The sequence below is a fragment of the Methylobacterium sp. Leaf456 genome, assembly GCF_001425465.1.
GTDB lineage: Bacteria > Pseudomonadota > Alphaproteobacteria > Rhizobiales > Beijerinckiaceae > Methylobacterium.
Genome location: NZ_LMQV01000012.1, coordinates 72428 through 85616 on the forward strand (window position 1 = coordinate 72428; position 13189 = coordinate 85616).

Consider the following 13189-nt stretch of genomic DNA (forward strand, 5'->3'; position numbering starts at 1 on the left):
AGACCTCGTTGATCTTCGAATTGGGGCGCAGTGGACACGCGGTCGCTTGCGCGGGGCTGATGGGGAGGGGGTGAGCGCCTATCCCCGCAGGGATTGGGCGAGTTCGAGGAAGGCGTCGCGGCTCGGGGCCTGTCCGGGCTCCTGGCGCATCGCCTCGTAGATGCGCGGCACCAGGGTGACGGCCTGATCGAGGTCCGGGTCGGTGCCGGCGCGGTAGCCGCCCATGAGGCGAAGGTCGCGCGTCTCCTCGAAGCGGGCCATCATGCTCTTGAGCTTGCGCACCAGTTCGCGCTGGTCGCCGGTCCAGACCTCGCCCGCCAGCCGCGAGATCGAGCCGAGCAGATCGATCGCCGGATAGCGGCCCTGTTCCGCGATGGCCCGGTCGAGGACGACGTGGCCGTCGAGCGTGCCGCGGATCGAGTCGGCGACCGGATCGTTGTGGTCGTCGCCATCGACCAGCACCGAGAAGATGCCGGTGATGGTGCCCGCGCCCTCCGCGCCGGGGCCGGCGCGTTCGAGAAGACGCGGCAAATCCGAAAACACGCTCGGCGGATAGCCGCGGGCGACCGCCGGCTCGCCGGCCGCGAGTGCCACGTCGCGGGCGGCATGGGCGTAGCGCGTCACCGAATCGACGATGAGCAGCACCGACTCGCCGCGGTCGCGAAACGATTCGGCGATGGCGAGCGCCACCTTCGGGGCCTGTCGGCGCATCATCGGGCTCTCGTCGCCGGTGGAGACGACGATGACGGCACGATCCCGCGCGGCGGCGATCGGGCCTTCGAGGAATTCGCGCACCTCGCGCCCGCGCTCGCCCACCAGCGCCACCACGACGCTGTCGAACCCTTGCGCGCCGGCCAGCATCGCGAGCAGCGTCGACTTGCCGACGCCGGAGCCGGCGAAGATGCCGATGCGCTGGCCGGCGCAGAGCGGGGTGAACAGGTCCATCGCCCGCACCCCCGTGGGGAGCGGCCGGCGCACCCGCGCGCGGGTCATCGCGGCGGGCGGGTCGGCATCGAGTGGCACGTCGGCGGCGCCCTCAGGCAGCGGCCCGAGGCCGTCGGCGGGGCGCCCGAGCGCGTCGATGACCCGGCCCTTCCAGGCGGGCGAGGGGCGCAGGCGCGCCGGGCCGATGCGGTGGGCGCGGGCGCCGAGGCCGACGTCGATCCGGCTCTCGAACGGCTTGACCGTCGCGCCGCCGCCGTCGATCCGCACCACCTCGCCGATCTGGGTGCGCCCGTCCGCGGTGAAGCCCATGCGGTCGCCGAGCCGCACGAAGGCGGAGACGCCGCCGACGCGGGCGGCGGTGGCGGAGATCTCCCGCACCGGCCCGCCGACCCGCACCAGGGCGAGGTCGCGGCGGCCGGCCTCAAGGGCCCGCTCCAGGCGCTCGATGGCGTTGGTCATCGGATCAGCCCTGCGGTCCCAGCGTCTTGATCGCGTCGGACAGCGTGTTTTCCGATTGCGAGGTCTGGGTCGCCGCGCTCTCGAACGCGCGCTGGATCGCGATGAGCCGGGTCATCTCCATGATCGGGTTGACGTTGGCGCCCTCGACGTAGCCTTGCGCGATGCCGAGCCGGGTGAAGTCCTGCACGGCGCGGCCGGGCAGGCTCGACGACACGGTGTTGTCGGCGGCGCGCGAGAGCGTCGCCTTCGGATCGATGGTGAACAGGCCGATGGCGCCGACCTGCTGGCGGTTCTGGTAGATGCTGCCGTCGCGCCCGATCGTCGGCGGGCCGGCTTGCGGATCGAGGGTGATCGGCCCGCCGCCGGGATCGACCACCGCCTTGCCGGTGAGCGTGCGCAGCTGCCCGTTGGCGTCCATCGTGAAGCGCCCGTCGCGGGTGTAGAGCGTGCCCTTCGGGCCCGAGACGCCGAGCCACGCATCGCCCTGCACCGCCACGTCGAGGGGCGAGTCGGTCTTGGTGGTCGGGCCGGCGACCCGCGAGATCGCGCTGGTGCCGGGGCCGACGAAGGCGACCTCGCCGCGGTTCGAGCGGGTCAGCAACTCGGCGAACTTGGTTTCTTCCGCGCGGAAACCCACGGTCGCCATGTTGGCGACGTTGTTGGCCGTGGTGGTCAGCCGCTTCTCCAGCGCGATCTGGCTGGAGAGCGAGACATAGAGGCTCGGCTGCATCGGTTCGCCTCTATGAGAACAGGGCCAGCGCCGGGGCGCTCGACGTGTTGTTCTGCGCGTCCCAGATCGCCGCGAAGCGCCGCACGAAGGCGTCGAGCTTGGCCGGCTCCTGGAAGCTCGGGATGTCGATCTTCGACGAGATCAGCCGCACGCGCCGGGCCAGCGCCTCGCTGGTGGCCGCGCCGCTGGTGGCGGGCAGGCCGATCACCGTGTTGGCAACCTGGCTCAGCGCCGGATCGCCGAGGATGTCGTAGGCGCTGCCTATGGTGGGCGCCTTGCGGGCGAAGTAGAGGGCGAGGCGCACGCCGGTGTCCTCGACGCCCGCCTCGCTCTCCAGCGCTTGGCGCAGGTAGGCGTCGGTGACGGTGCGGGCCGAGGCGTCGGGCCCGAGCCCGGTGCCGAAGCCGACATTCACGGCGATCCTGTCGTCGCCGGTGAGTCCCACGTTGCGGATCGACAGGGTGCGGGCCTTGCCGCCCGCGAACACCGTGACGTCGGCGTCGCGCCCGGTGCCGCCGACCGCCCCGTCCGCACCGAGGCTGTCGTAGGCGGTGGTCTCGAAGAACAGCGCGCCGGTGACGCCGACGCCGACCTGCACCTTGCCTCTGAGGCCGGTCTCGCCCGTGATCCCATCCTCGCCCGAGGCGGCGATCTGCGCGTTGATCGCCCGGGCGATTTCTTCGGGCGTGACCTTGGCGACATCGGCGGCGAGGCCGGCGAGCGTCTTGGCGTTCAGCGTGATCGTGACCGACTTCGTGGTCGTGGCGTCGATCGTGGATTCGATGAGGAAGCGCGCCTCGTTGGTCCCGCTGAGATCCGTCGTGGCGGCGAGCGCGGCCGACGCGGTGATCCCAGCCCGGCCCCCGGCCTTGCCGAATTCGGTCGGGTCGGTGCCCGCGGCCGACACCGCGGCCTTGAAGTTGAACGCGCGGGCGAAGGCGACGTAGCGGTCGTCGGCCAGCCGGTTGGCGAAGCTCGCGGCGCTGCCCGCCCCCTCCGTCAGGACCTTGCGCATGAAGGCCTTGGCGTAGGTCATGTCCTCCAGGCCGTAGGCCTTCATGGCGTAGGTGTAGAGGCGCCGGTCCGACATCAGGTCGTCGACGGTCTTCACCTTGCCGATGTTGGCCTCGTAATAGGCGGTCTCGCGCGCGAGCGTCGGCTCCGCCGCCTTCCGCTTGAGCGAGGCGGTGAGGTCCCTGGCGATCAGCCGGTAGCTCGTGAGGGTGTCGGTCACGGGCGGACTCATTTGGGAGGCCCGGTCGTCCGGGGCCTGCTGCATCGTCGGTCTAACGGAGGTCGCTTGTCCCAGGCTGGCGGGCGCTACAGCGCCTGCGGCCCGATGATGGTCTCGGTGGTGATGACCACCCAGCCCGCCCCGGTGCGGCGGATCGAGAGGACGCGGCCCGCGCCGGGCAGCATGCTGCCGAGCACCACCTGCCGCGTGCCGCCGGGGCCCTCCAGCGTCGCGACGCCGTCGGCGACCCGGCGCAGGGCGTAGCCGCCGGGCGCGGGCGCGGTCGGGCGCTCGATCTGGGCGGGGGCGGCGTTCGCGACCTGGACCGGGGCGGCCGGGGCCGGGCGGTCGGGCAGCGAGCCGGTGGTGACGGGATCGAGGTCGGCGCTGGCGAGCCGCCCTTCCGCGACCGTCTTCTTCCAGGCGAAGGGGCCGGCGAACTCGGGCAGCACGGCGCGCACGTCGTAAGCGCGTTCCCCGGTGGCGATGCCGTAGCCGGCAAATCCGCTGACCGTGAAGGCGAGCAGCACGAGGCCGCCGAGCAGCACCCGCTCCAGGGCCGCCTCGCGGGCGCGCCGGGCCGCGATCAGGCCGGCGAAGGAGCGGGCGGCGGGCGGGTCCACCGGACGGGCCGAGGGGCGGGCCATCGAGCGGGGGGCGGGGCGCCGGGTCTGTGTGGTCATGTCCGTCTCGCCGGCCGGCGCCCGCGGGCGCGGGATCGTACCGGTTTACGAACCGTGAACGGAGATGGTTACCGAAACCTTAACGCTCGGATCATCGCGCCCGATCGGTGACAGGCAAGCGCGCGCCTGTATAACCGCCGCGACGGGAGCCCGAGGAACGATGGCCGACATCAAGGACGGGGATCCGGTCGAGCGGGCGGGCAAGCGCCACCGCGTCGTCCAGCAGGGCCGCATCGTGCTCGGCCCCGAGCAACTGGTTGCTTGCGTGATCCGCGACCTGTCGCGCACCGGCGCCAAGCTCCGGGTCGCCCCGGAGATCGGCCTGCCCGAGACCTTCTCCCTCGTCATCGCCGCCCACGACCTGCGCACCCTCACCGTACGCCTGCGCTGGCGCCGGGGGGATTTTGCCGGGGTGACGTTCGAGGGGTGACGGGCGGGTCGCACCGTTCGCCGCGCATCCCCTCGCCCCGCACGCGGGGAGAGGGCCGCGACGACCCTGTCGTCGGCGCGGCGAGGCGGCAGCCGAAGGTGAGGGGGCTTCGACGGAGAAGCCTCAACCTGAAGCGCCCCCTCACCGCCGCTGCGGCTTCGCCTCCGCTTCCGGCTTGCACGACAAGGTGCAAGCCGGCCTCTCCCCGCGTGCGGGGAGAGGGGGGAGCCGGCCGAATCCAACACGATCATTCCGGAAACGATCTTGGAGGCCCGCCAAGACACATACGGCCTTGTGTCCGGCGGCCCGCTAAAACAGAAGTTAACGCTTTCCTTCCCGCCGTCAGCATTCCCGGCGCAGAACCGCGCCCTGCATCAGTCTCTCCCCAGATTCCGTCCGACTGTGGAACAACGCCTGCGGGACAGGTCCAGGTTCGTCTGCTTAATCGCTTCGTAACGCGACCCCGGCATTCTCACGACATCGAGACGCGGCGCCGAGATGACGGCGACTTTGTCCGAGACAGGCCGGCGGGTGGGTCTTCTCAAGACCCAGGGACATGATGTCCGTCCCGCCGATCCGGTGCGAGTCCGGAGGTGTGATGCGCGGTGCGGACGGGCCTCGTGAGGTCCGCCACGGCTCCTAACAGGGCCGGCGACGCCGCACCGGTGTGAGCCCGGTTCCACGAACCCTCCCTGTCCTTCATTTGCCGGAAGCCCCTCCGTGACCAGCCTGCTGACCAACATCTCCGCCATGACGGCGTTGACGACCCTCAAGGGCATCAACAACCAGCTCGACGCGACCTCCAACCGCGTCTCGACCGGCCAGCGCGTCTCCGCCGCCTCCGACAACGCCGCCTACTGGTCGATCGCCACCACGGTCCGCACCGACAATGCCTCGCTGTCCGCCGTGAAGGACTCGCTCGGCCTCGGCTCCTCGGCCGTCGACACCGCCTACAATGGTCTGAATTCGGTCCTCTCGGACCTGCAGAACATGCGCGCCAAGCTCCAGACCGCGCTGCAGCCGGGCGTGGACCGCGCCAAGGTCCAGACCGAGATCAAGGCGATCCAGGACAAGATGCGCTCGACCGCCGATTCCTCGACCTCGTCGGGCCAGAACTGGCTGTCGGTCGACTCCTCGGCGACCAACACCGCCTACCAGGCGACCCAGAACGTGGTGGCCGGCTTCTCGCGCTCGCCGACCGGCACGGTGACGTTCTCGACGATCGGCGTCGATGTGAACGCGATCAAGCTCTACGACGTGAACGCGGCCAGCATCACCACCCCGGCGACCTCCGCTCAGGTGTTCGGCTCGACCTCGCTCACCGGCACCACCGTGTTCACCGGCGGCACCGCCAACTTCAGCGGCACCAACGAGGTCAGCTTCAACCTGCTTCTGGACGGCGGCTTCACGGCCGACATCCTGGTCAACAAGACCACGATGGCGTCGGCCGCCGCCGACCTGACCAAGGTGACGACGCAGGAGTTCCTCGACGCGGTCAACAACCAGATCGCCGCCGACACCGCCACCACCCCGCTCGCCGGCAAGGTGTCCGCCTCGCTCGACTCCGCGGGCCGCCTGACCTTCAAGACCACCGCGGCCAGCGCGACGGCCTCGGTCACGATCCAGAACAACGCCGTCTCCGCCGGCAACACCCTGGTCGATGTCGGCTTCGGCACCGGCACCGCCGCCACCGACGCGCGCAGCGGTAAGGGCTCGGCGGCGGGCACCACCGCCGGCAAGGGCATCCTCGACACGGTCCAGGGCGCCTACTCGATCAGCACGATCGACATCTCGACCCTCTCGGGCACGACCGGCGACGCCACGCTCGGCACCATCATCACCCAGGTCGAGAAGGCCATCGCCAAGGTCACCGACGCCGGCACCAAGCTCGGCGCCAACAAGACCCAGATCGACGGCCAGAAGACCTTCGTCGACACCCTGATGAAGGCCAACGACCGCACCATCGGCATCCTCGTGGACGCCGACATCGAGGAAGAGTCGACCAAGCTGAAGGCGCTGCAGACCCAGCAGCAGCTCGCCGTCCAGGCGCTGTCGATCGCCAACTCGGGCAGCCAGAACGTCCTGTCGCTGTTCCGCTAAGACCGGCGCCCCGGCCGCCCCCGCGGCCGGGACACCTGCCGAATACGAAAGGGCCGCCCCCAGCTGGGGGGCGGCCCTTTTCGCGTCTCGGGTGATGTCTGCGTTTCAGCCGACGAAGGTGTAGCCGGCCATGCGCTTGGCCTCGATCGGATCGTGGCCCAGCCGCATGCGCAGCTTCTTGCGCAGCTTGCTGATGTGGCCCTCGACCACGCTCTCCTCGCAATCGGTGTCGAGGTCGCCGTAGACCGCCGTGAAGATCTGGCCCTTCGTGACCTGCCGGCCGCGGTTCTTTGCGAGATATTCCAGGATGTGGCGCTCACGCCGGGGCAGGATCAGGCTCTCCCCGTCGATCTCGGGATCGCGCCCGTCGGTGAACACGGTGAGCCGGCCCGCACGGTCGGGGGAGGGGGCCTTCTCGATGCCGCGGTTCATCCGGCGGCGGATCGCGCTCGCCCGGGCGATGATCTCGCGGACGTGCACCGGCTTGCGCACCACGTCGTCGATGCCGGCGGTGAACAGCGCCAGCGTCTGCTCCAGCGAGCGGGTCTCGTTGAGCGCGATGATCGGCGCCTGGGTCTGCGCCCGGATCGCCACCGTGCAGGAGGCGCGGTCCTGGCAATCGCCGATCAGGAAGCCTTCGATCGCCTCGACGTCCCGGCGCGGGGCCGAGCCGAGCCAGATCTGCATCGACTCGGCGGTGACGAAGCGGGCGGACGCCCCCTCGGCCCCGAAGCCCGCCACGTACTGGTCGGCTACCGACTGACGCTCATCGACGACGATGTACACCCTGCGATCTCCGGAAGAAGGCGCGATCCGTCGCTCGGCGCGAAGCGAATGCGCGCCGTGTCGGGTCGTTACTGGTTGTCGTGCGGGGCGATGCCGGATGACTTGGCGAGGACTAGGCCGCTCTACTTAGTTCGGGCCGTTCCGCGCTTCGTCTCGTGCATCATTTGTATGACGTTAGCTTTTTGGCTGGAAAGGTTAACGACCGGTTAAGCTCACGGCCAAGCGTTAGGATGTCGGTATCATCACGGAACCGTGAGTGGTTTTCGGGTCACAGCATCCTGTGACCCGGTTCTTCTTTTCAGCCTCAAGCGCTGGCGGCCGCGTCCGCGGCCCAAGGCTGTTCGCTCCGCTGGACGCCTCGGCAAAAGCCGAGGCCGCTGCGCGCGGCGCTCTTCGCGCCGGGCCACCCGGCCGTTCCTTCTTCGAGCGCTGTCCCTGCTGCTGCGACGCACCAATCGGCTTGACCGACGCGGCGCGAGGGAGTGGAAGAGGGGCGATTTTTTCGAGCAGGAAGAAGCCGATGCCGTCTCTGTCCACCCTGTCGCCCGAGCAGCGGGCGGATCTGCGCGCGACGCTGCGCGACGAGTACGAGGCCCTGAAGGCGCGTGGGCTCAAGCTCGACATGACCCGCGGCAAGCCGGCCTCGGATCAGCTCGACCTCGCCGCCGAGATGCTGGCGCTGCCGGGCAACCGCGACACCACCGCCGAGGACGGCACCGACGCCCGCAACTACGGCAACCTCCAGGGCCTGCCCGAGACCCGCGCGCTGTTCTCGTCCGTGCTCGGCGCGCCGGCCGATCAGATCGTGATCGCCAACAATTCGAGCCTCGCGCTGATGCACGACGTGCTCGTCTACGCGCTGTTGAAGGGCGTGCCCGGCGGCGAGAAGCCGTGGAGCAAGGGGGAGCCGATCACGATCCTCTGCCCGGTGCCCGGCTACGACCGCCACTTTGCCCTGTGCGAAGGTTTCGGCATCCGCATGATCCCGATCCCCATGACCGGCGAGGGGCCGGACATGGACGCGGTCGAGAAGGCGGTGGCTGATCCTTCCGTGAAGGGCATCTGGTGCGTGCCGCAATACTCGAACCCAAGCGGCGAGACCTATTCCGCCGAGACCGTCCGGCGCTTGGCCTCGATGCAGACGGCAGCGCCCGACTTCCGCATCCTGTGGGACAACGCCTACGCGGTGCATCACCTGACCGCCGAGCGGCCCGCGCTCCCCAACATCCTCGAATCGTGCGCGGACGCCGGCCACGCCGACCGCCCGATCGTGTTCGCCTCGACCTCGAAGGTGACGCTGGCCGGCGCCGGCCTCGCGATGCTGGCCGCCTCGCCCGCCAACGTGAAGTGGTATCTCGCCCAGGCCGGGCGCCGCAGCATCGGGCCGGACAAGCTCAACCAGCTACGCCATGTCCGCTTCCTGCGCGACGCCGCCGGCATCGCCGCCCACATGGAGCGCCACCGCGCCCTGATCGCCCCGAAATTCGCCGCCGTCGAAGACGCCTTCGCCGCTCGCCTCGACGGCTGGAACGTGGCGAGCTGGAGCCGTCCGCTCGGCGGCTACTTCATCACTCTCGACGTGACCGAGGGCACCGGGGCGGAAGTCGTGCGCCTCGCCGGTGACGCCGGCATTGCGCTCACGCCCGCGGGCGCGACCCACCCCTACGGCCGGGACCCCCAGGACCGGACGCTGCGCATCGCCCCGACCTTCCCGAGCCTGGAGGCCGTGCGCAAGGCGGCGGAGGCGGTGGCGTTGTGCACGCTGCTGGCGGCGGTGGAAAAAACGGAAGACTGACGCTGCGTTAACCCTTCCCCCTCTGCGGGGGAGGGTGCCCGCGGAGCGGGCGGGAGAGGGGAGCGACGGTGCCGGAAAGAGCGGAACCAGCCCCTCACCCGACCCCCTTCGAGGGCCACCCTCTCCCGCAGAGGGGAGAGGGATGTGATGGAAGCGTCGGTGCTTGTTCTCCGCATGATTTGCGGAGATTGACGCCGTCAATCACCGCACGTGCTTCTACACCACCACCGTGATCGCCTGCGCCGCCCGCGTCAGCCCGGTATAGAGCCACCGCGCCCGGTGCTCGCGGAACGCGTACGACTCGTCGAACAGCACCACCTTGTCCCACTGCGAGCCCTGCGCCTTGTGCACCGTGAGCGCGTAGCCGTAGGTGAACTCGTCGGTCTCGCGCTTGAGGTAGAGCGGAATCTCCTCCTCAGAGCCTTCGATCACCTGCCGCAGCACCTTGATGTCCACCGCGCGGCGGCGCACGGCGGGGTCGTCCTCCGGCACCACGTCGAGGCGGACCGTGTCGGGGCGCGGCGCCGCGCGCAGCGCCTGCACCGTCCAGGTCGAGCCGTTGAGCAGGCCCTTGGTGCGGTCGTTCCTCAGGCAGACCAGCTTCTCGCCGACCGACGGCATCGGGTCGGTGTGGCCGGCGAGTTCCCGCAGGCGGTTGTTGTAGAGGCGGCGGGTCTTGTTGAGGCCCACCAACACCTGATCGCAGTCGAGCACCTGGGCCGGATCGATGTCGCGGCGGCGGATCACCCGGCTCTCACGGTACTCGCCCACCTCCAGCCGCCCGCCCTCGCGGATCGTCATCGCCATGCGGACGATCGGATCGTCGGCGGCCTGGCGGTGAACCTCCGTCAGCATCACGTCGGGCTCGGCCTCGGTGAAGAAGCCGCCGCCGCGCACCGGCGGCAACTGGGCCGGATCGCCCAGCACCAGAACCGGTTTCTCGAACGAGAGCAGGTCGTTGCCGAGGTCCGAATCGACCATCGAACACTCGTCGATGACGATGAGGTCGGCCTTGGCCGCCGGGCCCGAGCGGTTGAGGGTGAAGGTCGGCCCGCCCTCGTCGCCCTCCTTGGTGCGGTAGATCATCGAGTGGATGGTCGCCGCGTCGTGACAGCCCTTCTGGCGCATCACCGAGGCCGCCTTGCCGGTGAAGGCCCCGAAGACGACGGAGCCATCGACGTCGTCGGCGATGCGGCGGGCGAGCGTGGTCTTGCCGGTGCCGGCATAGCCGAACAGGCGAAACACCTGGGAGCCGCCGTCGCGGCGCCATGCGGCGATGGCCTTGAGCGCGGCGTCCTGCTGCGGGGCGAAGCGGGTCGGGAGCGAGGTCTCGGCCATCGATGAAGGCTACGGCCAGCGCACGGTCGGGGGCAGCGAGGACAGGATCGAGGCGACATTGCCGCCGGTCTTGAGGCCGAAGATGGTGCCGCGGTCGTAGAGCAGGTTGAACTCGACGTAGCGGCCGCGCCGCACCTGCTGCTCCAGCCGGTCCTCCTCGGTCCAGGCGGAGGAAAGGTTGCGCCAGACGATCTCGGGGTAGGCCTTTAGGAAGGCCTCGCCCACGTCGCGGGTGAAGGCCAGATCCGCCTTCGGATCGCCGGTCCAGTGATAATCGTAAAAGATGCCGCCGATGCCGCGGGGCTCGTTGCGGTGCTTGAGGTGGAAGTATTCCTCGCACCACGCCTTGTATTTTTCGTAGTTTGCGGCCGGCGCATGGGCATCGCAGGCTTCCTGAAGACATGTGTGGAAGTGCTGCGAATCCGGGTCGTCCTGCGTGCGCCTGCGGTCGAGCACGGGGGTGAGGTCGGCCCCGCCGCCGAACCATGCCTTCGTCGTCACGACGAATCGGGTGTTCATGTGCACCGTCGGCACGTTCGGGTTCCACGGGTGCGCGATCAGCGAGATGCCGGTGGCGAAGAAGCGCGGGTCTTCCGCCGCGCCCGGCATCTGCGCCCGGAACTCCGGGGCGAACTCGCCGTGCACCGTGGAGATGTGGACGCCGGCCTTCTCGAACACGCGGCCCTTCAGCATCGCCATCACGCCGCCGCCGCCCGGCACGCCGCTATGGTCGGTGCGCTGCCACGGCGTCTTTTCGAATTTTCCGGCCTCCGTCGGCGCGTCCGGGTGGAACGGGCCGGCGGCCTGATCCTCCAGGGTCTCCAAAGCGGCGACGATCTTGTCGCGCAAGGTCGCGAACCAGCCCTGTGCCTCGGCCTTCAGAGCGGCGAGGTCGTCGGGGGCGGGCAGGGTGGAAGGGGACTGGGATGTGGGCGCGTCGCTCATTCTCAAGGCTTTCCCATCGGGGCGCCGTTCCGTCAATTCGCGCCGGTCGGCCGGGCGGCGGGCGGGGCCGCACCGTCCTTCAAGCCGCCGACCAGCGTATCGAAGCTGCCGCGGCCTTCTCCGAAACCCGCCTCGGCCAGCAGCGCGCCGATGATCGGGCTGTTGTACTGATAGCGTAGGAGATGGCCCGACAGGTTGTCGCCCAGGCTCGCCGAGACCGTGCCGGTACCGGTCGCACCCATCATGCTTCCTGCGTCGAAGATCTTGATCGAATCGATCTTCTCCACCGCCTTCATGCTCTCGCGCAGGGCATCGGGGATGACGGCGAGGCGGCGCAGGCCGGTCTCGTAGGCGCGGGCCTCCACCGACAGGGCGTTGCGGGCCTCGTTCAGCGCGGTCTCGCGCTCGGCCTCGGCCCGGCCGAGCTTGGCGATGGCCTCGGCCTTGGAGGCGGCGGCGACGGCCTCCGCCTCGGCCAGCGTCGTGATGGCGTTGGCCCGATCCTCCGCGGCGCGCCGCTCGGCTTCGGCTGTCACGGTGATGCCGGTCGCCTCCCGCTCCGCCTCGCGCTTGGCCGCGATGACGGTGACCTCGCGCTCGCGCTCGGCGATTTCCTTAGCCTTGGCGGTGGCGACGCGCTCTTCCGCTGCGACAGCGAGCGCCTCCGCGGCCTTGGCGGACGCGCGGGCCTCGGATTCCCGCTGCGAGCGCTCAGCGATCTTGATCGCGTTCTCCTGCATCATGAGCTGGCGCTCGCGCTCGGATTCGGCGTTACGTTGCGCAATCGCGAGGTCGGCCTCGATCCGGGCGGTCTCCGAGGTCTTGCGCGCCTCCGCCTCGCGCAGGCGCACCGCCTGCTCGCGCTCGATGCGCGCGGTCTCCTCGCTCTGCTGGGCGCGCTGCTCGGCGAGCGCGGTCTCGGCGCGGGTCTCGGCGGTCTTGTTGGCGATGTCGCGCTCCTGGGCCAACTCGGCCTCGCGGGTGGCGCGGCGGATTTCGAGTTGCTTCAGCGCGGTCTCGCGGTCCTTCTCGGCCACCGCGACCTCGGCGTTGCGCACCGTGGCGTTGCGCTCCTTGCGGCGCTGCTCGGTGATCTCTTTCAGCCGGGCGAGGCCTTCGGCGTCGAACGAGTTGTCCGGGTTGAAATGCTCGATCGAGGTCTGGTCGAGGCGGGTCAGCGAGGCGGATTCGAGTTCGAGGCCGTTGTGGCGCAGATCGCCCGAGACTGCCTCCTGCACGCCCTTCACGAAGGCGGCGCGCTGCTCCTGAAGGTCGGGCAGCGTCATGCCGGCGGCGACCGCGCGCAGGGCATCGACGAACTTCGCCTCGATCAACTCGCGCAGCGACATCGCGTCGTTGGTGCGGTCGCCGAGCGTCTGGGCGGCCAGCGCGATCGATTCCTCCTTCGGCTCGACGCGGACGTAGAATTCGACGGTGATGTCGGCCCGCAGCCGGTCCTTGGTGATGAGCGACTCGTTGCCCGAGCGCTTCACTTCGAGGCGCAGGGTGTTGAGATTCACCATGGCGATGGAGTGGAACACCGGCAGCAGCACCGCGCCGCCATCGACCACCACCTTGCGACCACCGAGCCCCGTGCGCACGAAGGCGGTGTCGCGGGTCGTGCGCCGGTAGAGCCGGCTGAACACGAAGCCGATGCCGAGCAGCGCGACGACGATGATGCCGGCGATCACCAGCAGGTTGATGAGGCCGGGGCTGATCATGTCCATCGGGGGGCGTGCGTTCC

General features: G+C 69.9%; 11 protein-coding genes. 3 read left to right on the plus strand and 8 right to left on the minus strand.

Features of this window, described 5'->3' with window-relative positions; genetic code table 11:
- Nucleotides 1-78: 78 nt before the first annotated feature.
- The 4 genes from fliI to ASG52_RS10365 form a co-directional block, all read right to left on the minus strand.
- Nucleotides 79-1404, minus strand: coding sequence for a flagellar protein export ATPase FliI (gene fliI / locus ASG52_RS10350; RefSeq protein ID WP_056242623.1), 1326 nt, complete (start codon nucleotides 1402-1404; stop codon nucleotides 79-81).
- 4 nt (nucleotides 1405-1408) lie between these two features.
- On the minus strand, nucleotides 1409-2134 hold the full coding sequence (gene flgF / locus ASG52_RS10355) for a flagellar basal-body rod protein FlgF (protein WP_056242625.1): 726 nt from the start codon (nucleotides 2132-2134) through the stop codon (nucleotides 1409-1411).
- A 10-nt stretch (nucleotides 2135-2144) separates the two neighbouring features.
- Nucleotides 2145-3368, minus strand: coding sequence for a DUF1217 domain-containing protein (locus ASG52_RS10360; protein WP_056243189.1), 1224 nt, complete (start codon nucleotides 3366-3368; stop codon nucleotides 2145-2147).
- An 86-nt stretch (nucleotides 3369-3454) separates the two neighbouring features.
- Nucleotides 3455-4051, minus strand: a complete 597-nt coding sequence (locus ASG52_RS10365) for a hypothetical protein (protein WP_286159010.1) — start codon at nucleotides 4049-4051, stop codon at nucleotides 3455-3457.
- A gap of 160 nt (nucleotides 4052-4211) precedes the next feature.
- Between ASG52_RS10365 and ASG52_RS10370 the strand changes: the two genes are divergently transcribed.
- Together ASG52_RS10370 and ASG52_RS10375 are read left to right on the plus strand one after the other, a co-directional pair.
- Entirely contained in the window at nucleotides 4212-4481 is a 270-nt protein-coding gene (locus ASG52_RS10370; protein WP_056242626.1) for a PilZ domain-containing protein, read from the plus strand.
- A 720-nt stretch (nucleotides 4482-5201) separates the two neighbouring features.
- The gene (locus ASG52_RS10375; protein ID WP_056242629.1) at nucleotides 5202-6581 is read left to right on the plus strand and encodes a flagellin N-terminal helical domain-containing protein; all 1380 of its coding nucleotides are present in this window, start codon (nucleotides 5202-5204) and stop codon (nucleotides 6579-6581) included.
- Nucleotides 6582-6686: 105 nt separating this feature from the next.
- Here ASG52_RS10375 and ASG52_RS10380 read toward each other — a convergent pair whose 3' ends face one another.
- Complete coding sequence (locus ASG52_RS10380; protein WP_056242630.1) at nucleotides 6687-7367, minus strand: response regulator transcription factor; 681 nt, start codon at nucleotides 7365-7367, stop codon at nucleotides 6687-6689.
- A 520-nt stretch (nucleotides 7368-7887) separates the two neighbouring features.
- Here ASG52_RS10380 and ASG52_RS10385 point away from each other — a divergent pair.
- Nucleotides 7888-9162 carry an aspartate aminotransferase type Ic gene (locus ASG52_RS10385; RefSeq protein ID WP_056242632.1) on the plus strand — a complete coding sequence of 425 codons (1275 nt, stop codon included), beginning with the start codon at nucleotides 7888-7890 and terminating at the stop codon, nucleotides 9160-9162.
- A gap of 216 nt (nucleotides 9163-9378) precedes the next feature.
- Here ASG52_RS10385 and ASG52_RS10390 read toward each other — a convergent pair whose 3' ends face one another.
- The 3 genes from ASG52_RS10390 to ASG52_RS10400 are packed head-to-tail and all read right to left on the minus strand — an operon-like array spanning nucleotide 9379 to nucleotide 13172.
- Nucleotides 9379-10500 (minus strand): ATP-dependent DNA helicase, encoded by a 1122-nt coding sequence (locus ASG52_RS10390; RefSeq protein ID WP_056242634.1) that lies wholly within the window; start codon nucleotides 10498-10500, stop codon nucleotides 9379-9381.
- Nucleotides 10501-10509: 9 nt separating this feature from the next.
- Nucleotides 10510-11445, minus strand: a complete 936-nt coding sequence (hemF, locus tag ASG52_RS10395; RefSeq protein WP_056242636.1) for an oxygen-dependent coproporphyrinogen oxidase — start codon at nucleotides 11443-11445, stop codon at nucleotides 10510-10512.
- A gap of 32 nt (nucleotides 11446-11477) precedes the next feature.
- The gene (locus ASG52_RS10400) at nucleotides 11478-13172 is read right to left on the minus strand and encodes a flotillin family protein (protein ID WP_056242637.1); all 1695 of its coding nucleotides are present in this window, start codon (nucleotides 13170-13172) and stop codon (nucleotides 11478-11480) included.
- Nucleotides 13173-13189 lie beyond the last annotated feature (17 nt).